Source organism: Halomonas sp., assembly GCF_033549285.1.
In the GTDB taxonomy this organism is placed as follows: Bacteria; Pseudomonadota; Gammaproteobacteria; order Pseudomonadales; family Halomonadaceae; genus Halomonas.
In genome coordinates, this window is the sequence record NZ_JAWSUJ010000070.1 from 1 (window position 1) to 21,723 (window position 21,723).

Genomic DNA, 21,723 nt, shown 5'->3' on the forward strand with positions numbered 1-21,723 from the left:
CTTGGCGCTTGGCGCTTGGCGCTTGGCGCTTGGCGCTTGGCGCTTGGCGCTTGGCGCTTGGCGCTTGGCGCTCGGCGGTGCGACAATTTTTCTCTTGCCCCGGATCAGCGCTTGCGACCATAGGGCAGGTGGTCATCCCCCACGCTTCTCTTTATAATACGGTGGATTTTTCGGGGTGGTTCGAGCGAGCCTCGGGCCTGACTGGTAACGTTCTGAAAACACAATAATTCGAATCCATTCGAACCCCTTTCTTCATCTATCCGATCCATCAACTGGGCGAGACTATGATCGAAGTCAAGAAAGGCCTGGATCTCCCCATCGCGGGGACGCCGGAGGCGCGCATCGAGGAAGCGCGACCGGTGCGCCATGTGGCTGTCCTGGGCACCGACTATGTCGGCATGAAGCCGACCATGGAGGTCAGTGAGGGGGACAGGGTCAAGCTGGGCCAGCTGCTCTTCACCGACAAGAAGATCGACGGGGTGCGCTTCACGGCCCCGGCGGCCGGCGAGGTCGTCGCCATCAACCGCGGCGAGAAGCGCAAGCTGCTCTCGGTGGTCATCAAGGTCGACGAGACCGAGGAGGCGGTCGAGTTCACCGCCCACGGGCGCGACAAGCTCGAGGGCCTCGAGCGCCAGGCCGTCGTCGACCAGCTGGTCGAGTCGGGGCTCTGGACCGCGCTGCGTACCCGGCCCTACTCGCGCACCCCGGCCGTCGACAGCTCGCCGACCGACATCTTCGTCACCGCCATCGATACCCACCCGCTGGCCGCGAACCCGGCCGACATCGTCAACGAGCAGGCCGAGGCCTTCGAGGACGGCCTCAAGGTGCTGGCCCGCCTCACCGAGGGCAAGGTCTACCTCTGCACGGCGCCGGATGCCCGCATCCCGGGTACCGACGTCAAGGGCGTGCAGCACGAGACCTTCGCTGGCCCGCACCCCGCCGGCCTGGTGGGGACCCATATCCACCATCTCTCGCCCGTGGCCCTGCACAAGCGTGTCTGGCATATCGGCTACCAGGACGTCATCGCCTTCGGCAAGCTCTTCGCCGAAGGCAAGCTGGACGTCCAGCGCGTGATCGCCGTGGGCGGCCCGCGTGCCGAGAAGCCGCGCCTGCTGCGCACCCGCCTCGGTGCCAGCAGCGACGAGTTGCTGGCCGGCGAAGTCATCGACCCGGAAGGCACGCGCGTCATCTCCGGCTCGGTGTTCGCCGGTGCGATCTGCGAGGGCAGCCTGCGCTACCTGGGGCGTTTCCATAACCAGGTGAGCCTGCTCGAGGAGGGCAACAAGCGCGTGTTCATGGGCTGGATGTCGCCCGGCAAGAATCGTCACTCCGTGATGGGCATCTACCTGTCGAAGTTTACCGGCCTGCACAACTATGCGCCGACCACCTCGACCAACGGTTCCGAGCGCGCCATGGTGCCGGTAGGGGCCTATGAGCAGGTGATGCCGCTGGATATCCTGCCCACCCAGCTGCTGCGTTCGCTGATTGTCGGCGACATCGAGACGGCGATGCAGCTCGGCTGCCTGGAGCTGGATGAAGAGGACCTGGCGCTGTGCACCTATGTGTGCCCCGGCAAGTACGAGTACGGTCCCATCCTGCGCGACAACCTCACCTTGATCGAGAAAGAGGCCTGATGATGGGTATCCGACAGACACTCGACAATCTCGAACCCCACTTCCACAAGGGGGGCAAGTACGAGAAGTTCTATCCCCTCTACGAGGCGGTGGACACCATCTTCTACGCCCCGCCGGACGTGGCCAAGACGACGGCCCATGTGCGTGACGGCGTCGACCTCAAGCGCATCATGATCACCGTCTGGCTGTGCACCTTCCCGGCGATGTTCTTCGGCATGTGGAACGCCGGCTGGCAGGCCAACATGGCCATCGCCGAGGGCTTCAACTCCATGGGCAGCTGGCGCGAGGCGATCATGATGACGCTGGCCGGCGGCCATGACCCGGGCAGCCTGTGGGCCAACTTCGTGCTGGGCGCCACCTACTTCCTGCCGATCTACCTGGTGACCTTCGTGGTCGGCGGCTTCTGGGAGGTGCTGTTCGCCATCAAGCGTGGCCACGAGGTCAACGAGGGCTTCTTCGTCACCTCCGTGCTCTATGCCCTGATCCTGCCCGCCACCATCCCGCTGTGGCAGGTGGCACTGGGCATCACCTTCGGTGTGGTGATCGGCAAGGAGATCTTCGGCGGTACCGGCAAGAACTTCCTCAACCCGGCGTTGACCGGCCGTGCCTTCCTCTACTTCGCCTATCCGGCACAGATCTCCGGTGACGCGATCTGGGTGGCGGCCGACGGCTATACGGGGGCGACCGCGCTCTCCATCGCCTTCCAGGACGGCATGGCGGCCCTCTCCAGCCAGTTCAGCTGGTGGGACGCCTTCCTCGGCTTCGTGCCCGGCTCTGTGGGCGAGACGTCGACCCTGGCGATCCTGATCGGCGCGGTGGTGCTGCTGTGGACCAAGATCGCCTCCTGGCGCATCGTGCTCGGAGTCTTCCTGGGCATGGTCGCGACCAGTGCGCTCTTCAACCTGATCGGCTCCGACAGCAACCCGATGTTCGCCATGCCCTGGTACTGGCACCTGGTGGTAGGCGGTTTCGCCTTCGGCATGGTGTTCATGGCGACCGACCCGGTCTCCGCCTCCATGACCAACCAGGGCCGCCTGATCTTCGGCGCGCTCATCGGCGTCATGACGGTGCTGATCCGTGTCGTCAACCCGGCGTTCCCTGAAGGCATCATGCTGGCGATCCTGTTCGCCAACCTGTTCGCCCCGCTGATCGATCACTTCTTTGTACAGGCCAACATCAAGCGCCGTATCCAGCGCACCGGTGTGCCGGCCGAGGAGACTGCCTGATGGCACAGAGCAACAACTCCATCAAGAAGATCCTGACGGTGGCGTTCGCACTTAGTCTCGTGTGTGCCGTCATCGTCTCCACCGCCGCGGTGGCCCTGCGTTCGAAGCAGCAGTTCAACCAGGAGCTCGACCGCAAGACCAACATCCTCAACGTGGCGCAGCTCTATGAGCCCGGCATGGACGTGAACGAGACCTTCGAGTCCACCATCACGCCGCGAGTGGTCAATCTGGAGACCGGCGAGTACTCCGAGCAGCACGACCCTTCGACCTATGAGGGCTTCCAGGCGCGCCGCGACCCGGCTTCCTCGCGCACGCTCTCCGGCGAGAAGGATCCGGCTGGGCTGACGCGTGTCGAGACCTACTCTACTGTCTATCTGGTGGGCGAACCGGACGATCCCGAACAGATCATCCTGCCGATCCGTGGCCAGGGACTGTGGGGGCTGATGCGCGGCTTCCTCTCCGTGGAAGGCGACGGCAACACCATCGTCGGCATCACCTACTATGAGCACAGCGAGACGCCCGGTCTGGGCGGCGAGGTCAACAACCCGCGCTGGCAGGCCCAATGGGAAGGCAAGGAGATCTTCGACGAGCAAGGTGAGCTCGCGCCCGCGATTCGCCTGGTCAAGGGCGGCGCCAGTGGCGAAAACGAGGTCGACGCCCTCTCCGGGGCTACACTGACCAGTCGCGGCGTGACCAACATGCTGCAGTTCTGGCTCAGCCCGCAGGGCTTCGGTGATTATCTGGCCAGGTTTCGTGAGGGGACCAGCCAGGACGACGCCCAGGGCGCCGACGTCGAACTCGAAAGTGAAGGAGCCTGATCATGTCTGCTGCCAACGCAAAGAGCGTCCTGACGACGCCGATCTTCAAGAACAACCCCATCGCCCTGCAGATACTGGGTATCTGTTCGGCCTTGGCGGTAACCACCAGCATGAGTGTCTCGCTGGTCATGACGATGGCGGTGATCTTCGTGACGGCCTTCTCGAACCTCTTCGTGTCGCTGATCCGTCACCACATCCCGTCCGCCATCCGCATCATCGTGCAGATGACCATCATCGCCTCCCTGGTCATCGTGGTGGACCAGATCCTCAAGGCCTACGCCTACGAGATGTCCAAGCAGCTCTCGGTGTTCGTCGGGCTGATCATCACCAACTGCATCGTGATGGGGCGTGCCGAAGGCTTCGCCATGACCAATACCCCGGGGATGTCCTTCCTGGACGGCATCGGCAACGGCATCGGCTACGGCTTCATCCTGATGACCGTGGGCTTCTTCCGCGAGTTGCTCGGTGCCGGCAGCGTGTTCGGCTTCACCGTGCTGCAGCCGGTGCAGGATGGCGGCTGGTACGTGCCCAACGGCCTGCTGCTGCTGCCGCCGTCGGCGTTCTTCATCATCGGCCTGATCATCTGGGTGCTGCGCTCGGTCAACCCGGAGCAGGTCGAGGAGAACGAGTTCAAGATGAAGGAAAACACCCAGCCGAAGGAGGCCGTGTAACATGGAACATTATCTGAGCCTGTTCGTCGCCTCGGTCTTCGTCGAGAACATGGCCCTGGCCTTCTTCCTGGGCATGTGCACCTTCATGGCGGTCTCCAAGAAGGTCTCCTCCGCCTTCGGCCTGGGCATCGCCGTGATCGTGGTTCTGGGCGTTACCGTGCCGGTCAACAACCTGGTCTATACCTTCCTGCTGCAGGAAGGGGCCCTGACCTGGACCGGCGTCAGCGGTGCCGAGAACATCGACCTGTCGTTCCTCGGCTACCTGAGCTACATCGGCGTCATCGCCGCCCTGGTGCAGATCATGGAGATGTTCCTCGACAAGTACGTGCCCGCGCTCTACAACGCGCTGGGCGTGTTCCTGCCGCTGATCACCGTGAACTGCGCCATCCTGGGTGGCGTGCTGTTCATGGTCGAGCGCAACTACAACTTCGGCGAGTCCGTGGTCTATGGCATAGGCGCCGGGACCGGCTGGGCGCTGGCCATCACGGCGCTGGCCGGCATCCGCGAGAAGCTCAAGTACAGCGACGTCCCCGACTCCCTCCAGGGGCTGGGCATCACCTTCATCACCGTGGGGCTGATGTCGCTGGGCTTCATGTCCTTCTCCGGCATCCAGCTCTGAGGCAGGTTGTGCTCTCCCGGCGGCCGGACGCGTCGCCGGGGTCCAGGCAACGTCAAGCAATAGGAAACCGACATGGTTGATACAACACTCATCTTGCTCGGTGTGGTCATGTTCACCGTGGTCGTCATCGGCCTGGTTCTGGTGATCCTGGCTGCCCGGAGCAGGCTCGTCAGCACCGGGGACGTGACCATCGAGGTCAACGGCGACCCCGAGCACTCCCTGACCACCCAGGCCGGCGGCAAGCTGCTCAACACACTCGCCGCCAACGGTATCTTCCTTTCCTCCGCCTGCGGCGGCGGTGGCTCCTGCGCCCAGTGCAAGTGCCGCGTGGAGGAGGGAGGCGGTGCCATCCTGCCCACCGAGGAGTCCCACTTCACCCTGCGCGAGAAGAAGGAAGGCTGGCGCCTTTCCTGCCAGGTGCCGGTGAAGCAGGACATGAAGATCGAGGTCCCGGAGGAGGTCTTCGGCGTCAAGAAGTGGGAATGCGAGGTCATCGAGAACCCCAACGTCGCCACCTTCATCAAGGAGCTCAACCTCAAGCTGCCCGAGGGCGAGGAAGTGGCCTTCCGCGCCGGCGGCTACGTGCAGCTGGTGGCACCGCCCTACGACATCTCCTTCAAGGACTTCGACATCGAGGAGGAGTACCGGGGCGACTGGGAGAAGTTCGGCCTGTTCGACATCTCCCACAAGAACAACGAGGAAGTCATCCGCGCCTACTCCATGGCGAACTATCCGGACGAGAAGGGCATCCTCAAGTTCAACATCCGTATCGCCACGCCGCCGCCCAACACCGACCATCCGCCGGGACTGATGTCCACCTACGTCTTCAGCCTGAAGCCGGGTGACAAGGTCACGGTGATGGGGCCCTTCGGCGAGTTCTTCGCCAAGGATACCGATGCCGAGATGGTCTTCATCGGTGGCGGTGCCGGCATGGCGCCGATGCGCAGCCACATCTTCGACCAGCTCAAGCGACTCAAGACTGACCGCAAGATCTCGTTCTGGTACGGTGCGCGCTCCTGGCGCGAGACCTTCTACAACGAGGAGTACGACCAGCTGGCCGAGGAGTTCCCCAACTTCGAGTGGCACCTGGCGCTCTCCGACCCGCAGCCCGAGGACAACTGGGAGGGGCCGACCGGCTTCATCCATAACGTCCTCTACGAGAACTACCTCAAGGACCACCCGGCCCCCGAGGACTGCGAGTACTACATGTGCGGGCCGCCCATGATGAACGCCTCCGTGATCAAGCTGTTGATCGACCTGGGCGTGGAACCCGAGAACATCCTGCTGGACGACTTCGGCGGCTGATCTCGATCGCCGCAAGGCGAACCCGGACCGGCCGAGAGGCCGGTCCCTTCGATTCTGCTGCCCGACATGCCGATCGTTAAGCTTTAGCGTCTTCTGTCGGCATCTCAGGCACCAGACCCTCCCGCACTGTGGACCTCGAGCGCAACTGTGTTGTCACACAGGCAGGATGGTTGATCTATTTCGATACCGAGGAGCGTTGCAATGACCCTTTACCTGATGGCATTCGCCTTCATGCTGCTGATCATGGCCGCCATGGCCGTCGGCGTGATCATGGGACGCAAGCCCATCGCCGGGAGCTGTGGCGGTCTCAATCGCCTGGGCCTCAAGGAGGGCTGCGAGGTCTGCGGCGGCAAGGACGAGGTCTGCGAGGAGGAGAACCGCAAGAAGACCAGCGCGCGTCGTCGCAGCGACGAGAGCCGCGGTGCCGACCTCGGCTACGACGCCACCCGGCGTTAACCCCTCACTCCGGTGTCAGACCCTTAAGCGGCCTTTGGGATGGAATCCCAAAGGCCGCTTAAGGGTCTGACACCATGCTTCGATGCTGATGGCTAGGAAAACAAGGTGGAGACATGGCAGTCCACAATTATGACGTGGTGGTGATCGGCACCGGACCGGCGGGGGAGAGCGCGGCGATCAATGCCGCCAAGCACGGCAAGCGGGTCGCGGTCGTCGAGAAACAGGCGCAGGTCGGGGGCAACTGCACCCACTGGGGCACCATCCCGTCGAAGGCGTTGCGCCACCAGGTCAAGCAGATCCTCTCGTTCAACACCAACCCGATGTTCCGCGACATCGGCGAGCCGCGCTGGTTCTCCTTCTCCCGGGTGATGGCACGCTCCCGCGTTACCATCGACCAGCAGGTGGCGATGCGCACCAACTTCTATGCCCGCAACCGGATCGACCTCTTCCGCGGCGTGGCGCGCTTCAAGGACGCCCACACGCTGCTGGTGCGCGACGACCACGAGGGCATGGAGGAGCTGGTCGCCGACAAGGTCATCATCGCCACCGGCTCGCGCCCCTACCGCCCGGCGGATATCGACTTCCGCCATCCGCGCATCTACTGCTCTGACACCATCCTCAGCCTCAACCACACTCCGCGGACCCTGATTATCTTCGGTGCGGGGGTCATCGGCTGCGAGTATGCCTCGATCTTCTCGGGGCTCGGTGTCAAGGTCGACCTGATCAACAACCGCGGCAGCCTGCTCTCCTTCCTCGACGACGAGATCAGTGATGCGCTCTCCTACCACCTGCGCAAGCATGGGGTGCTGATCCGCCACAACGAGGAGTATGCGCGGGTCGAGGGGGACGACACCGGCGTCACCGTGCATCTCAAGTCCGGCAAGCGGCTGCGCGCCGACGCCTTCCTGTGGGCCAACGGCCGCACCGGCAATACCGACCAGCTGGGACTGGAGAACATCGGTCTGGAGGCCAATGGCCGCGGCCAGCTGACGGTCGACGACCACTACCGGACCGAGGTGCCGAACGTCTACGCGGTGGGTGACGTGATCGGCTGGCCGAGCCTTGCCAGCGCCGCCTACGACCAGGGCAAGAACGCCAGCGACGACATGCTCGAGGAGGACTTCCGCTTCGTCGATGACGTGCCCACGGGGATCTACACCATCCCCGAGATCAGCTCGGTGGGCAAGACCGAGCGTGAGCTGACCGAGGCCAGGGTGCCCTACGAGGTGGCTCAGGCCTTCTTCAAGGACACCGCCCGGGCCCAGATAACCGGCGACACCGTGGGCATGCTCAAGATCCTCTTCCACCAGGACAGCCTCGAGATCCTCGGCATCCACTGCTTCGGCGACCAGGCCTCCGAGATCGTCCACATCGGCCAGGCGGTCATGCAGCAGCAGGGCGAGGCCAACACCCTCAAGTACTTCATCAATACCACCTTCAACTACCCGACCATGGCCGAGGCCTACCGGGTGGCGGCCCAGAACGGGATGAACCGGGTGTTCTAGTACTAGTGAGACTAGATTTCTAATGGTGCGCCGTTCCTTCAGGATCGGCGCTTTTTTTTGTCGCCAGAGGACAGGCGGCATGGTGGCCCTAGTGCGAAATGGAACTTCTTATCTTCAGCGATTTTGGCGGGTCTTGGAAAGCTAAAACGGTACTCAGTGGAAGTACGGATATGAGTTTTTCTCCATCTGGTGGGTTAGAAAATTGGTACGAGCAGGAACTGGCTACATGATGTAACCTTGTGTATAAATAAGTTTCATCCATGTAATTGCCTTAGGCAGGCTCGAATCATGGATGGTGTGAAAGATGTGATACAAGTACCAAAATTGGCAATAACAGGTCCCGGAGAGCGCCATCAAAACTCCCGGGCGGTAGCGTGAAAAGAGCAACAAAAGTCTTTGATAAAGAAGTGCTTTTCCAAGATTGTGAGGTAGTAAGGAAGCTGGATGATCATTACATAAGGCATCTTTGCTATCGTGCCATCACGGGTCTTTCTAGGTGGGTGGTTCAGGAGTCCTGGAAGTCGCAAGCAATGTAATTTCTGCTTGAATTCAGAATTTTCTGTGCAATATTTTTTAAAGCTCTATTGTCATTGCCGTGGCTTGTGGGGGGTGTCCCCACTTTATTAGCCTGCTTATATCTATTTCTCGGATTTGAACTTAACTTGCAAATCTTCTGATGAAGTTCTCAAGGAACTTGTCATGCCGCCTTTCCTGTCCTCATTATTTGGTTTATCCCGAAAGACCAAGCGTGTCATTCAGGTGTTGGCTGATACCTTTCTCATCACCTTAAGTTTGATGTTGGCCATGTTGTTGAGACGCGACAGTCTAGACTTTCTGGGTGATCCAGAGGTATGGATTGCACTTCCGATCGTGGTACCAGTCAGCATCTTGATTTTCATGAGGTTTGGGTTCTATCGTGCCATCATTCGATACCTCGGCTTCAGGGCCGCCCAGACGATTCTCGGAGGAGTTCTAACTTCGGCTCTGGTGCTTGGTATGAGCAGCGTGGCTCTAGGGTTGCCCATCCCGCTCTCCGTCTCATTCATCTACGCGATGATCGCGCTGATCACTATCGGTGGAGTGCGCCTAGTCCTGCGCATACTTTATTTTAGGGGGCAGCAGTTACAAAAAACGCGGGTATTGATATATGGTGCCGGCGTCGCGGGCCGGCAACTGGTCGTGTCGTTGCGTCATGGACGTGATTATGAACCGGTTGCTTATGTGGATTTTGCGCCACGCCTGCAAGGTACTACCGTGCAGGGGCTCAAGGTATACCATCCCCGGGAGACTCATAGGATCATTAAGACTTATGGTGTCCAGAAATTCCTGCTCGCTATTCCCGAGGCTAGCCGTTCTCGCCGACAGGAGGTCATTGAATCTGTTGAAACACTGGGTATGCCGGTGCAGACAATTCCTGATATGGCCGACGTCATTTCCGGAAAGGCCAAGGTGAATGAGCTTCGTGATGTGGCCATCGAAGACCTCCTTGGGCGCGATCCGATTCCTCCGGACCAGTCACTGTTGGGAGCCAACATTTACGATAAAGTCGTGATGGTCACTGGTGCCGGAGGGTCAATCGGGAGTGAGCTCAGCCGACAGATATTTATTCAACGCCCTAAGCAACTTCTCTTGGTAGATGTATCGGAATATGCGCTCTATCGTATTGAACAGGATCTCACACGGATCGCTTCTCTCGATGGATTAGATGTGACGTTTCTTCCTATTCTGGCATCGGTGCAGGAGAAAGGTCGGCTCGAAGGCCTGATGCGTACCTTTGAGGTCGATACCATCTATCATGCTGCTGCCTACAAGCATGTACCCTTGGTTGAGCAAAACATGGTCGAGGGTATATGCAATAACGTTTATGGCACCTTGAGCATGGCCAAGGCAGCGATATCAGCAAAGGTTAGTAGCGTTGTCCTGGTGTCCACCGACAAGGCTGTCCGTCCCACCAATGTGATGGGAGCCTCTAAGCGTTTGGCAGAGTTGGTCTGCCAGGCCCTGGCACAAGAACAGAAAGTAACTCGCTTCGCCATGGTACGTTTCGGGAATGTGCTGGGTTCATCCGGTTCTGTGGTACCGCTGTTTCGTAAACAGATCGAACAAGGCGGGCCCATCACCGTGACTCATCCTGACATCACCCGTTATTTCATGACCATCCCGGAGGCGGCCCAGTTAGTTATTCAGGCTGGTGCAATGGCTCGCGGTGGGGATGTATTTGTGCTCGATATGGGAAGGCCTGTGAAGATCGTTGAGCTGGCGTGTCGCATGGTTCGACTCACTGGTCTGGAACCTTACTTCGCAGATCAGCCTGAAGGTACCGAGGACAACACATCGAACAAGGAAAGCGTCAAGCCGTCGTCGAAAGGGGATATCCCCATCGTATTTACGGGTTTGCGCCCCGGTGAAAAACTCTATGAAGAGTTGCTCGTGACCGATAACGCGCTACCTACGTCGCATCCCCGGATCATGACGGCCAATGAATCGATGATGGACTGGGAGGCCCTGAACTCCCTGCTAGAGAGATTATATCAGGCCTGCCGCGAACAGGACGTTAAGGGTATCCGGTGGGTGCTGGACAAAGCACCCACCGGTTATTCACCGATGGATGACATCGTTGATATCCAGTGGTTATGTCGCTCTTTTAACAAGGAAAAGCCGTTTCCTATTGGCGCCAAGTCAGTGGATTCGGCTAGGCCTTTCCATCAAGGGAATGTCATAGAGGAATGGAACGTGAGTGCGGCAGAAAAAGCAGGCAGTGTGGCAAGTATCTCCCCGCAGAGTGCTGTTTTGGGATATATGAAGCGTGGTAAGCCCTAATCCGCGACAATCAGTCAAGACTCAAGGTTAGCATAAGACAAGTTGACGTTCTTGACAGGTCTCGAGGGTGCACCAGCAACTCGGCGGTAGCGTTGGTGCAGCCATGTCCGACAGTCACAAGCAATAAGGAAGACTCCGATGATGATATCCAGATCACTTCGACTGACACTGGCAGGCCTGACCATGCTTGTACTTGCGGGTTGTGTCATTGCTCCTGGGGGGGACATGGATCGTCGCGTCGATGAAAGTGCAAGCGTCGATCTTTCTGACAGGGTGGATATCAAGGCGATTACGCCTGAACTGCTGCAACAGATCGAACGAGAGCGGCCGGTCGCCCAGCCACAGACAGATGAACTGCGCCGCGCGATCGACCAGTATGATTACCATGTCGGTCCTGGCGATGTCCTGAGTATCATCGTCTATGACCACCCCGAACTCACCATTCCTGCGGGCGCCGAGCGTAGTGCGGCTGAAGCTGGTCACATCGTCAGGCCTGCGGGCACCATCTTCTATCCCTTCCTGGGACGCATCAATGTCGCCGGCAAGACGACAGATGAAATCCGCATGCAGTTGACACGTGGCCTGTCAGAGTACCTGACGGACCCGCAGGTGGATGTATTCGTCGCCCAGTTCAATTCGAAGAAGGCCCATGTCACTGGCGCGGTTGGCTCGCCAGGCACCCTTCCCATCACCAATGTGCCATTGACCATCGTGGATGCCATCAGTGCCGCGGGCGGGCCCACCGCTGATGCCTACTGGCATGAGCTCACCCTGATTCGTGACGGCAGGGAGGAACGGCTTTCGCTGTTTGCCCTGCTCAGTGAGGGGGACCAGACCCAGAATCGCCTGCTCCGGGACGGTGACCAACTGCACCTGCCCAGCGCCGACAACCAGGGGATTGCCATGCTCGGCCAGGTCGGGTCGCCCGGTAACCTGCGAATGAATCGTGAGCGCCTATCGCTGACCGATGCCCTGTCGCGTGCCGGCGGTATCAACGAAGAGCGTGGGGATGCCTCGGGAATCTTCGTTCTGCGCCCGCACTCGTTGGAAAGCGACAAGCTGGCCACGGTGTACCAGCTCGACGTGAGCGATGCCACCGCCTACATGATGGCCAGCAGATTTCCACTCGAGCCCAGTGATGTGGTGTATGTCACGACCGCGCCACTGGCTCGCTGGAACCGCGTGATAAGCCTGCTCCTGCCGTCACTGACTCTCCCGGGTGATATCGGTAGCAGCGGTGCGAACCTCGACGAACTGCTCTAGTCATGTTCCAGCGCATATTGGTCGTGTGTACCGGCAACATCTGCCGCAGCCCGGTGGCGGCGGCAATGTTGCAACGCCGGCTGCCCCGGCTGACGGTGCATTCCGCCGGTCTGGGTGCCCTGGTCGGGCAGCCGGTGGATGCTTGGGCACGACAGCTGGCGGAAGCCGACGGGCTTGACGTTGATGCCCATGAGGCACGTCAGCTGGATACCGGCATGCTTGCCGAAGCCGACCTGGTGCTGGTCATGACGGACAACCAGCGTCAGGCGTTGGCCAAGCGCTGGCCGGAGGCGCGTGGCAAGACGCTGCTGTTGGGCAAGTGGCTGAGCCAGCAGCAAGAGACGGACATCCCTGACCCCTATCGAAAGAGCCAGGACGTGTTCGAGCATGTACACCGACTGCTGCACGAGGCCACTCGCCTCTGGGCAGACAGGCTCTGATGCCCTCGCAAGGGCCCCATTCCCCTTATTGCAGCAGTAGAGCTAGCTTATGAACGAGACATCGCAAAGACAGGACGCGCAGGAAACAACCGTCGATCTCGGGCGCATGTTTGTCGCGCTGCTGGATCATAAATGGCTGATCGTGTTCATCACGCTGCTCTTCGCCGGGCTTGGGTATGTGCAGGGTCAGTTGGCGACTCCGATCTTCCAGGCCAATGCGCTGGTGCAGGTAGAGCGACGCTCGAGCGTGAGCCCCTTCGGTAACGTGGGCAGCGTCATCGGCGATGACATGCTCAATACTCCGGCGGAAGTGCAGATCCTGCAGTCTCGCATGGTGCTGGGCCAGGTGGTGGATCGCCTTGAGCGAGATGTCATCATTCAGCCCGTCGAACTGCCCGTCATCGGCAATTTCGTGGAGCGCCGCCAGATTCCCCGGCCGGAGTTCATGGTTGGCCAGCCCCATGTCTGGGGCGATGAATCCCTCGATGTGGCGCGCTTCGAGCTGGCGGACAATCGCCGCGGACAGAGGATCCTTGTCGAGCGCTTGCAGGAGGGCTATCAGGTGCTGCTGGACGATGTCCCTATCGGCAGAGGCCAAATCGGTCAGATGGAACGTTTTCTCGACGATGACCTGATCCTTCGTATCGAGGGCTTCGAAGCGGCTCCCGGGGCGCGCTTCCGGCTCATGAAACAACACCGTACCTCTGCAATAGGGGACATCAGTTCGCGGTTGCAGATTACACAATCCTCTTCCGAGCCGACTGCCGGCATGTTGCGCCTGCTCATGGTCGGTGATGATCCGGTCGAGCTGACCCGAACCCTCGACGCCGTGGCGGAGACCTTCCTGACCCAGAATGTCGAGCGCCAGTCGGCCCAGGCCCAGCAGAGCCTCGAGTTCCTGGAAGATCAGGCACCCGAGTTGCGCTCCCAACTGGCAGAAGCCGAGCAGCGGCTGAATGAATATCGCTCCAACCTGGATAGCGTTGACCTCGACAGCGAATCGCAGGCCGCCATCCAGCGCTACATCGAACTGGAAACCCGGTTGAATGATCTGGAGTTTCAGGAGGCCGAGCTGGCACAACGCTATACTCCCAGCCACCCCACCTATCAGTCCCTGCTGCGCCAGCGCAGGCAGATCCAGCAGGACCGCGAGGAACTGAATGATCGGGTGAACCAACTGCCCGCCGCGCAGCAGGAAGTGATTCGCCTGCGTCGTGATATGGATGTCACACAGGCGATCTACGTGAATGTGCTCAACAAGATGCAGGAGTTGGAGGTGGCCCGTGCCGGCACCATCGGCAACGTGCGCATCATCGACGATGCGGTGGTCAGCGGCCTGGTGTCCCCCAGGCGCGGCCGCATACTCATCCTGGCGACCCTGCTGGGGCTCGTACTGAGCGTCGGCCTGGTGCTGATGCGCGAGCTGCTGCGGCGTGGCGTCACGTCACCCGAACAGATCGAGGCGGCAGGGATTCCCGTCTATGCCACCATCCCGCTCTCCAATGGCCAGACACGACTGACCAAGCGCGTAAGGCGCCGCGCCATGGGAACGGCCAAGAATGTGGTCACCGGGGTGCTGGCCGAACGCGAGCCAGCCGATCTCAGCGTCGAGGCCGTTCGCGGGCTGCGTACCAGTCTGCACTTCGCGCTGCTGGAAGGATGCAATAACCGCATCATGATAACGGGCTCCAGTCCCGGAGTGGGCAAGAGTTTCCTTGGGATCAACCTGGCCTCGGTCTTCGCCCAGGCCGGCAAGCGCGTCGTGTTGATCGATGCCGACCTGCGCAAGGGGTACGTGCATCGCGCCTTCAAGCTGGACGCCAGCCCGGGGCTCTCCGACTACCTGTCCGGACAGTGCGACCTTGCCGACATCATCAGGCCCACCGGCATCGAGAACTATCATGTGATCAGTCGCGGCAGGGTGGCACCCAACCCTTCCGAGCTGCTGATGCAGTCTCGCCTGGCGGCGGCCTTGGAAGCACTCAGCGATATGTTCGATCTGGTGCTGGTGGATACACCCCCGATTCTCGCGGTCACGGACGCCAGTATCCTCGGCAAGCACTGTGACACCACCCTGCTGGTGGCTCGTTTCGAGAAGAACCCCGTTCGCGAGATCAAGGCCGCCAGGCGGCGACTGGAAGACAGCGGCATCCGGGTACGTGGCGCCGTGCTCAATGCCGTGGAGCTCAAGCCCTCGACGGCCAGTGGCTACTACGGCCACTACCAGTACCAGTACCGCTGATCGGCATCGCTCCGCGATAGCATCAGCCTCGCGGAAGGCTGTCCCCAGAAAGCCATCCGCAAGGAACTTTCCCCGGGCGGACCGACAACCTCCCCCAAGGAGCCTTCAACCGCATGAAGATTCTCGTGACCGGCAATGCCGGCTTCATCGGCTTTCACACCGCCAAGCGCCTGCTTGAACGGGGTGACAGCGTGGTCGGCTATGACAGCGTCAATGACTACTACGATCCCGCCATCAAGGAAGCACGCCTGGAATTCCTGCAGGCCATCGCCGACCGTTGCGGCAGCGAATATCACTTCATCCGCGACAACCTGGCCGATCAGGCGGCGGTGAACGACTGTTTCGCGCAGCACCGTTTCGATCGCGTGATTCACCTTGCCGCCCAGGCCGGGGTGCGTTACTCCCTGGAGAATCCGCATAGCTATGTGGAGAGCAACGTGGTGGCCTTCACCAATGTGCTGGAAGCCTGCCGCTACGCCAAGGTGCCCCACCTGACCTACGCCAGTACCAGCAGCGTCTATGGCGCCAACACCCGCATGCCGTTCTCCGAGCATGACGGCGCCAACCATCCCCTGCAGTTCTACGCTGCGACCAAGAAAGCCAACGAGATGATGGCCCACAGCTACAGCCATCTGTTCGGCCTGCCGACCACCGGCCTACGGTTCTTCACGGTCTACGGTCCATGGGGGCGTCCCGACATGGCCCTGTTCAGGTTCACCCGCCATATTCTTGCCGATGAGCCCATCCCGGTGTTCAACCACGGCCACCATACTCGCGACTTCACCTACGTGGATGACATCGTGGAAGGGGTGATTCGCGCCAGCGATCAAATCGCCGCGGCCAACCCAGAGTGGGACAGTGACGCACCGGACCCGGCGACCAGCAATGCTCCCTACCGGCTGTTCAACATCGGCAATAATGATCCGGTGAAGCTCAGCGCTTACATCGAGGCCCTGGAAGAGGCCCTCGGCAAGACTGCCATCAAGGAGCTTCTGCCGCTGCAGCCCGGCGATGTGCCGGATACCTATGCCGACAGCAGCGAGCTTGAGAACGCGGTCGATTACAAGCCTGCCACGCCGGTCAAGCAAGGCGTGGCCAACTTCGTGGCCTGGTACCGCGAATTCTACGGACAGTAAAAAAGTGATCGTAGCCAAATAAAAAAACATCAGCGCCCCGGATTTCGACGAGTTGGCCCGAGAAATGCGTGATCCTATCATCTTCGATGGACGAAACATGTGCGAGCCCTCCCGAATGGCCGACAAGGGCTTCATCTATTATTCGGTGGGGCGCAACGCCATTCTTGAGATCAGCACACTTCGTGCTTGCAGATAAAACATTCGATTTTACGTTACAGCTGGACGCAAAATTGCTTCTAAAGTTCTAACACTCCACGCTTTGATGAAAGCACCAAGCGCTGTATTTTCTCTTAATTCCGGGCTCGATACGTGTGATCAATGCCGCTAAATGTCTAACCAGCAGTAAATTTGTACGTAATGTTGCTATAGTGGCCACGGGCACTGCTGGTGCACAGGCTATCACTATGGCCTTTGCCCCAATCATTACCCGACTTTATGGGCCAGAGGCTTTTGGTGTTTTTGGGATCTATACCGCAATTTTAGCCGTGCTGACTCCCTTGTCAGCGCTAAGTTATCCGACTGCCATTGTGTTACCCAAGCGTGATGCAGATGCCATGAAGCTGGTTAGGCTATCCATAGGCGTCGCCTTGGGGATGACACTTCTGGCAGCACTTATTCTTCTGCTCTTTAAAGACTCCATTGTCAGTGCGTTTAACCTTCATGCCGTCGACTCGTTCATTCTGTTGCTGCCGCTGGCAATGCTGTTTTCGGCCGCAATGGGAGTGATGAATCAATGGATAATCCGTAAGAAGCAGTTCAAGATCAAGGCCAAGGTGGCAGTTCTACAGGCCCTTTGGATCAACCTTGCTAAAGCGGGAATTGGTTTTTTTACTCCCATTGCGGCTGTTCTTGTGTTTATAGCAACGGCGGGAAGTGCGCTCCACGCTCTGATGCTTTGGGCTAATATTAGAAAAAATCCCGAAGCAGGTATGAGTAAGTCAGACGTTGACTCTATAGAAGATGAAGCTAGCATTACGAGCCTGGCTTGGCGACACAGGGATTTTGCATATTACCGCACACCTCAAGTTGTGCTAAATGCCGCATCCAAAAGTTTGCCAGTACTGATGTTGGCAAGTTTTTTTGGACCTGCGCCTGCAGGATTCTATGCATTAGGAAAATTGGTTCTAGGCATTCCTACCACCTTGATCGGACAGTCTGTAGCCGCAGTTTTTTATCCGAGAATTAATGAGGCTGTTCTTAATGGAGAAAGCCCATATAAGTTGCTGATCAAGGCTACTGCAGCATTAGCGGTTGTTGGTGTCTTGCCATTTGCAACAGTAATTGCCTTTGGACCATGGTTATTTAGCTTTGTTTTCGGCCAGGAATGGTATACGGCTGGAGTATATGCTCAGTGGTTAGCGTTATGGTCTTATTTTGGATTTATAAATCGTCCGAGTGTGGGTGCAATACCAGTTCTTTCTCTGCAAGGATTTTTCCTAGCCTATGAAATCATGAGTATAGGAATCCGCGCCGGCTCGCTTTTCCTGGGATTTCTCATGTTTGAAAGTGCATTGATAGCAGTGGCTTTGTTTAGCCTATCAAGCGCAGGCTTGAATTTATTTTTAATCATTGCCACATTTGTAGCAGCCAAAAGATACAAGGATTAATTTGATCAAATGAGTGACTTTATATTTAGCTCAAATACCTTCCCGCAGGGTAAGCTAACGAAGTTTTTGGCTGCTATTTATTTGAATAAACATGTTGGTAGTAGCGAGTTTCATGGCGCATGGGGATCTTTATCGGTAACACCATCTCGCTACAACGGTTTTCAGCCGCTAGAAAACGAGCGTTACATTTGTGTGGTAATCGGTGGGCCAGTGCTTTATTTTCAAGATAATACTTTCCTTGGAAAAAGTGACGCTCACGCTGGCACTCGTGCTATCCTCGATCACTGGACTAGTGGCAATGCGGATTGGAGTGAAGATCTCAGTGGCCCCTTTGTAATTCTGGTAATAGATAAGCAGGAGTCACGGGTAGAATGCATTACCGACCTGATGATGTTCATCCCGGTTTACCAGTTTATAGACGTGGGCTCACTGTTTTTGGGTACGCACATAGATGCACTTGCTCAAGCTTGCGAGAAGCAAGATGCATATGACGAAGCTTCTTTGGTAGATTTTGTTCTTCATCATGCAGTAACTTACCCCTACACGGCATATAGTGATATCCGTCAGTGCCAACCAGCATCCGTGCAAAGTTGGATCAGTAGTCAAGGTGTTGGTGGGGGCAATCTATCAGAGCCAATTCCGTATTGGCAGCCAAATGAGCACAATCCTTACAGCACTCTTAAGGAAGCCGCGGAGGCTTTGCGCGAAGGGGTGAAAGGCTATATCGATCGGGTCACGGAGCCGTTGGAATATATAGCACAGTTTATCAGTGCTGGAGAAGACTCACGTGCCCTGGCGGGAATGCTCCCTGAGCAGATTAACCGTGATGCCTTTATTTTTCTCGACAGTATGAACAGAGAAGGGAAAGTGGCGAAAAAGGTTGCAGCTGCTTATGGCGCTAACTTCAAGCCAGATTATCGAAGTGAATTATACTATCTAAAAATCATGCCTGAAGCCAGTACTTTGGTAGGAGCTGGCCATCAATATACCCATGCGCACACTTTGGGATTTGATAAGAAGAATAATCTAGCACATTTTCGTGCTGTGTTCGGCGGCTATATTTCAGATTCGCTACTCAAAGCAAAGTACGCTAGAAAATCCAAGTGGACAAAACGTTTTTCATTTATTCCTCAGTTCTATATCAAGGGTGAAACTAGAACTCAACCCATATCTCATTTTTTGTTTGATGATAAGTTGCTTGAAGTTATTACCGAGCGAAGGCGTCAGCATTACTTTCGTGTTCACAAGATGAGACCCAAAAGCGCCCACGAGTGGTTTGAGCTTTGGCCGGCTACAATGAGGATTGCTATACCAAATTTGTACAGTAATCGGCGCCTGTTCGCCAGTTATGAAGTTTTTATGGCGAAAGAATCGGTCAAAGTAGCTTCTAGCGTGCCGGTTTCTTGGAAACTCAATCGACGACTTTTTAACGCTGCATTTAAATCAGCTTTGGAAAAATCACGACATATTTTTCATGCGGATGGACGGCTGCCGTATTATCCGTGGTGGGTAAACTCGCCGATTCAGTTTGTCATCAGATTATATCGAAAATTTTTCAAGAAAACAGGCAGAAATACTAAAAATGAAGGCCCGTGGGGTGACTGGCATAAAATTGTCTCTAGCTCATCTTGGTCCACCGAAGTTGATCGATACAGTAAGCTCATAGAACCTAAAGAAATTGCAAAGGTATTAAGGCAGCATGTCCTTAGCGAAAAATATGAAGGGCTATCGGTTGTACAAAAAGTTAACCTCATGCAGGTTTGCTATAATTGCACAAAATTTAGATCATGATCGGTGTTAAGGTTATTGCTCAATAAGTTGTGCGCTTCTGCCTAAGTGCATACATTAATATAATTTGATATCATCGATTAAATGTGAGCGAAGCACCGTTACTATCTCAATGTTATCCACAAGATATTTTAGCAGTTGATTTAAGGTAGATGCATAATCCTCGTATTAAATCTTAATTCAAGGGTATGGTTATTTAAACCTGAATCCGTGAGACCGCCCCCTGGAATGCTTCTAACCCACTGACATGCATGGCAATATAGCGAATATCGCCATTCACCCAGACAGTGCCATGCCCAACGTCAAGTTCCGCGCCAGTCGTCGTACCCTCACCAGCCATGCCGGGCTGTCGATCATCGGGCAGTGCTTCGAGATCGCCGGCGTCGACAGCATCGACGGACGCTTCCCCACCACGCTTGGCATGCGCACCAGCGACGTGGTCAAGAGCTACCTGGGCCTGCTGTGTCTGGGCATGAGCGACTATGACGCCATCGAAAACTTCCGCCGCGACAAGCCCTTCCAACAGCTGCTGACCCTGCAGAAGGTGCCGAGCACCGCCACGCTGCGACAGCGGCTGGAGAAACTTGCCGCCAACGACCTTCAGGCACGCACCGCCACCTGGTCGACGACCCTGCTGTCACTGGTCGAGGCACCGATCACCGCCGAGACGACACACGTCTGCCTGGACATCGATACCTTCGTCATGGACAACAGCAACTCGAAGAAGGAAGGCGTCTCGCGGACCTACCAGAAGGTCGATGGCTACACCCCTATCGCCGCTTATCTGGGCAACGAAGGGTGGTGCCTGGGCCTGGAGCTGCGTCCTGGCAAGCAGCACACCATGAAGGAGAGCAACGCCTTCCTGGAGCGGGTACTGCCTCGCGCCCAGGGCCTGACCGAGCAACCGATCCTGCTACGTGAGGACAGCGGCTTCGACAGCCAGGCGCACCTGGCGCTTCTCGAACGGCAGCGGCAGGCCTTTGCCGACGTGGGGCGCCGACTCGACTATCTCGTCAAATGGAACCCGCGTGGCTCGGCCACGACCGATCAGGACACCTGGCGGGCCGTGGCGGCAGACTATTGGGAAGAACTACGCCCCGGCAAACGCCAGGCGCTGTGGACGCAGACCGTCTCGATCCACGACGACAACAAGGCCGAATACGTCGTCCAACGCGTGATGCGCCTGGTAGAGCGCACCGCCGATCGCGATGGCCAGTTGCTGCTCGAACCGGACTATGAGTTGGAAGGCTGGTGGACCAGCCTGGGCGAGGCGCCGGAGGCGGTGATCAAACGCTACCAGGCGCATGCCACTCACGAGCAATTCCACAGCGAGATCAAGACTGATCTCGACCTGGAGCGGCTGCCGTCGGGAAAGTTCGCCACCAACGATCTGATCCTGCGCCTCGCCCAGCTGGCCTACAACATCCTGCGGCTGATGGGGCAACTGGGCATGACCGGCGAGCTGAGTCCAGTGCGCCATCCCGCCAAGCGGCGCCGGATCCGAACCGTGCTACAAGAGCTGGTGCATCGTGCGGCCCTCGTGATTCACGAGGCGCGGCAGATCATCCTCGACTTCGGGCAGGACTTCGGACGCATGACGGTGTTGAACACCCTGCGAAGCCGCCTGCGCTATCCCCGAGGCACGCCATACTGATCGCCTGTCAGACAAAGGCACCACGCAGAAGGCTGACGGTCACCGGCAGCCAGCATCACCGTGCCCGGCGGGTAGAAATGCATGACCAAACGGGTCATCGTCGCCGGCCGACGCCGCCATGGTCAGCTATGGCAGATATGCGTTCGGCGGTTGAGATGGAATCGGAGGTCAAAAAATGCTCGCAGACGGCGATAGGGAAAGTGTCGACGCCGGCATCACGGATTCAGGTAGAAGAGAGCGTGGCATTTTTGGCTCGTTTAGTTTAATCATGGCGACTACATTTCGTGCAACTTCCAGGGAGTGTTCCAGCAGTCCGCCGCGGTAGGCATGGTGATGTGATCGGCTAGCTGGCGCATTTAGAAATACTTCCAGGCGGTCCCTCCTTTCGATAACTCGCCTGATAAAGTTCTTAAGATGAACTGACTTTAGTGAGCGTACAGATGCTACCAATTTATCCAATGATTCGGGAGCAGAGCAGTACACCCTGGGCAAACTGTGCAAGTATGGCTGCATATTGACTTCGTCGCGTGATGCCAGGC

The 21,723-nt window shown here is 57.9% G+C and carries 17 protein-coding genes; 16 read left to right on the forward strand and 1 reads right to left on the reverse strand.

Annotated features, from left to right (window positions below; translation table 11 throughout):
* The first annotated feature begins 284 nt into the window (after nt 1-284).
* The 16 genes from SCI24_RS14795 to SCI24_RS14870 all read left to right on the forward strand — a co-directional run bounded on the left by SCI24_RS14795 (nt 285) and on the right by SCI24_RS14870 (nt 21,184).
* On the forward strand, nt 285-1,634 hold the full coding sequence (locus SCI24_RS14795; RefSeq protein WP_318726104.1) for a Na(+)-translocating NADH-quinone reductase subunit A: 1,350 nt from the start codon (nt 285-287) through the stop codon (nt 1,632-1,634).
* A complete protein-coding gene (locus SCI24_RS14800; protein WP_318726105.1) occupies nt 1,634-2,860 on the forward strand; it encodes an NADH:ubiquinone reductase (Na(+)-transporting) subunit B in 1,227 nt (408 codons plus the stop codon). The genes SCI24_RS14795 and SCI24_RS14800 overlap by 1 nt, the downstream gene beginning before the upstream one ends.
* The gene (locus SCI24_RS14805) at nt 2,860-3,678 is read left to right on the forward strand and encodes a Na(+)-translocating NADH-quinone reductase subunit C (protein WP_318726106.1); all 819 of its coding nucleotides are present in this window, start codon (nt 2,860-2,862) and stop codon (nt 3,676-3,678) included. The genes SCI24_RS14800 and SCI24_RS14805 overlap by 1 nt, the downstream gene beginning before the upstream one ends.
* 2 nt (nt 3,679-3,680) lie before the next feature.
* Nucleotides 3,681-4,349 carry an NADH:ubiquinone reductase (Na(+)-transporting) subunit D gene (locus tag SCI24_RS14810; protein ID WP_318726107.1) on the forward strand — a complete coding sequence of 223 codons (669 nt, stop codon included), beginning with the start codon at nt 3,681-3,683 and terminating at the stop codon, nt 4,347-4,349.
* A gap of 1 nt (nt 4,350) precedes the next feature.
* Nucleotides 4,351-4,968, forward strand: coding sequence for an NADH:ubiquinone reductase (Na(+)-transporting) subunit E (gene nqrE, locus SCI24_RS14815; RefSeq protein ID WP_318726108.1), 618 nt, complete (start codon nt 4,351-4,353; stop codon nt 4,966-4,968).
* A gap of 72 nt (nt 4,969-5,040) precedes the next feature.
* Nucleotides 5,041-6,273 carry an NADH:ubiquinone reductase (Na(+)-transporting) subunit F gene (gene nqrF / locus SCI24_RS14820; protein WP_318726109.1) on the forward strand — a complete coding sequence of 411 codons (1,233 nt, stop codon included), beginning with the start codon at nt 5,041-5,043 and terminating at the stop codon, nt 6,271-6,273.
* A gap of 201 nt (nt 6,274-6,474) precedes the next feature.
* Entirely contained in the window at nt 6,475-6,729 is a 255-nt protein-coding gene (gene nqrM, locus SCI24_RS14825; protein ID WP_318726110.1) for a (Na+)-NQR maturation NqrM, read from the forward strand.
* A gap of 113 nt (nt 6,730-6,842) precedes the next feature.
* Nucleotides 6,843-8,234 (forward strand): Si-specific NAD(P)(+) transhydrogenase, encoded by a 1,392-nt coding sequence (gene sthA / locus SCI24_RS14830; protein WP_318726111.1) that lies wholly within the window; start codon nt 6,843-6,845, stop codon nt 8,232-8,234.
* A 699-nt stretch (nt 8,235-8,933) separates the two neighbouring features.
* Nucleotides 8,934-11,054 (forward strand): nucleoside-diphosphate sugar epimerase/dehydratase, encoded by a 2,121-nt coding sequence (locus SCI24_RS14835; RefSeq protein ID WP_318726112.1) that lies wholly within the window; start codon nt 8,934-8,936, stop codon nt 11,052-11,054.
* Nucleotides 11,055-11,195: 141 nt separating this feature from the next.
* Nucleotides 11,196-12,317 carry a polysaccharide export protein gene (locus SCI24_RS14840; RefSeq protein WP_318726119.1) on the forward strand — a complete coding sequence of 374 codons (1,122 nt, stop codon included), beginning with the start codon at nt 11,196-11,198 and terminating at the stop codon, nt 12,315-12,317.
* A gap of 2 nt (nt 12,318-12,319) precedes the next feature.
* Nucleotides 12,320-12,757, forward strand: a complete 438-nt coding sequence (locus SCI24_RS14845) for a low molecular weight protein-tyrosine-phosphatase (protein ID WP_318726113.1) — start codon at nt 12,320-12,322, stop codon at nt 12,755-12,757.
* 49 nt (nt 12,758-12,806) lie between these two features.
* A complete protein-coding gene (locus tag SCI24_RS14850) occupies nt 12,807-14,999 on the forward strand; it encodes a polysaccharide biosynthesis tyrosine autokinase (protein ID WP_318726114.1) in 2,193 nt (730 codons plus the stop codon).
* A 125-nt stretch (nt 15,000-15,124) separates the two neighbouring features.
* Complete coding sequence (locus SCI24_RS14855; RefSeq protein ID WP_318726115.1) at nt 15,125-16,135, forward strand: NAD-dependent epimerase; 1,011 nt, start codon at nt 15,125-15,127, stop codon at nt 16,133-16,135.
* A gap of 311 nt (nt 16,136-16,446) precedes the next feature.
* Nucleotides 16,447-17,742: a lipopolysaccharide biosynthesis protein gene (locus tag SCI24_RS14860; protein ID WP_318726116.1), complete on the forward strand. Its 1,296-nt coding sequence runs from the start codon at nt 16,447-16,449 to the stop codon at nt 17,740-17,742.
* A gap of 9 nt (nt 17,743-17,751) precedes the next feature.
* Complete coding sequence (locus tag SCI24_RS14865) at nt 17,752-19,533, forward strand: hypothetical protein (RefSeq protein WP_318726117.1); 1,782 nt, start codon at nt 17,752-17,754, stop codon at nt 19,531-19,533.
* Nucleotides 19,534-19,822: 289 nt separating this feature from the next.
* Entirely contained in the window at nt 19,823-21,184 is a 1,362-nt protein-coding gene (locus tag SCI24_RS14870; RefSeq protein WP_318726118.1) for an IS1380 family transposase, read from the forward strand.
* Between the two features lie 168 nt (nt 21,185-21,352).
* Here the strand turns inward: SCI24_RS14870 and SCI24_RS14875 are convergent, their stop codons facing one another.
* Nucleotides 21,353-21,697: a TraI domain-containing protein gene (locus SCI24_RS14875; RefSeq protein ID WP_318726120.1), complete on the reverse strand. Its 345-nt coding sequence runs from the start codon at nt 21,695-21,697 to the stop codon at nt 21,353-21,355.
* Between the last annotated feature and the right edge of the window lie 26 nt (nt 21,698-21,723).

Excerpts from the sequence above, each read along its gene's own strand:
- SCI24_RS14805 (WP_318726106.1), top strand. The coding sequence starts at position 2,860 with ATGGCACAGAGCAACAACTCCATCAAGAAGATCCTGACGGTGGCGTTC.
- SCI24_RS14850 (WP_318726114.1), top strand. The coding sequence starts at position 12,807 with ATGAACGAGACATCGCAAAGACAGGACGCGCAGGAAACAACCGTCGAT.
- SCI24_RS14810 (WP_318726107.1), top strand. The coding sequence starts at position 3,681 with ATGTCTGCTGCCAACGCAAAGAGCGTCCTGACGACGCCGATCTTCAAG.
- SCI24_RS14800 (WP_318726105.1), top strand. The coding sequence starts at position 1,634 with ATGATGGGTATCCGACAGACACTCGACAATCTCGAACCCCACTTCCAC.
- nqrM (WP_318726110.1), top strand. The coding sequence starts at position 6,475 with ATGACCCTTTACCTGATGGCATTCGCCTTCATGCTGCTGATCATGGCC.
- SCI24_RS14795 (WP_318726104.1), top strand. The coding sequence starts at position 285 with ATGATCGAAGTCAAGAAAGGCCTGGATCTCCCCATCGCGGGGACGCCG.
- SCI24_RS14845 (WP_318726113.1), top strand. The coding sequence starts at position 12,320 with ATGTTCCAGCGCATATTGGTCGTGTGTACCGGCAACATCTGCCGCAGC.
- sthA (WP_318726111.1), top strand. The coding sequence starts at position 6,843 with ATGGCAGTCCACAATTATGACGTGGTGGTGATCGGCACCGGACCGGCG.
- SCI24_RS14875 (WP_318726120.1), bottom strand. The coding sequence starts at position 21,697 with ATGCAGCCATACTTGCACAGTTTGCCCAGGGTGTACTGCTCTGCTCCC.
- SCI24_RS14865 (WP_318726117.1), top strand. The coding sequence starts at position 17,752 with ATGAGTGACTTTATATTTAGCTCAAATACCTTCCCGCAGGGTAAGCTA.
- nqrE (WP_318726108.1), top strand. The coding sequence starts at position 4,351 with ATGGAACATTATCTGAGCCTGTTCGTCGCCTCGGTCTTCGTCGAGAAC.
- nqrF (WP_318726109.1), top strand. The coding sequence starts at position 5,041 with ATGGTTGATACAACACTCATCTTGCTCGGTGTGGTCATGTTCACCGTG.
- SCI24_RS14840 (WP_318726119.1), top strand. The coding sequence starts at position 11,196 with ATGATATCCAGATCACTTCGACTGACACTGGCAGGCCTGACCATGCTT.
- SCI24_RS14870 (WP_318726118.1), top strand. The coding sequence starts at position 19,823 with ATGCCCAACGTCAAGTTCCGCGCCAGTCGTCGTACCCTCACCAGCCAT.
- SCI24_RS14835 (WP_318726112.1), top strand. The coding sequence starts at position 8,934 with ATGCCGCCTTTCCTGTCCTCATTATTTGGTTTATCCCGAAAGACCAAG.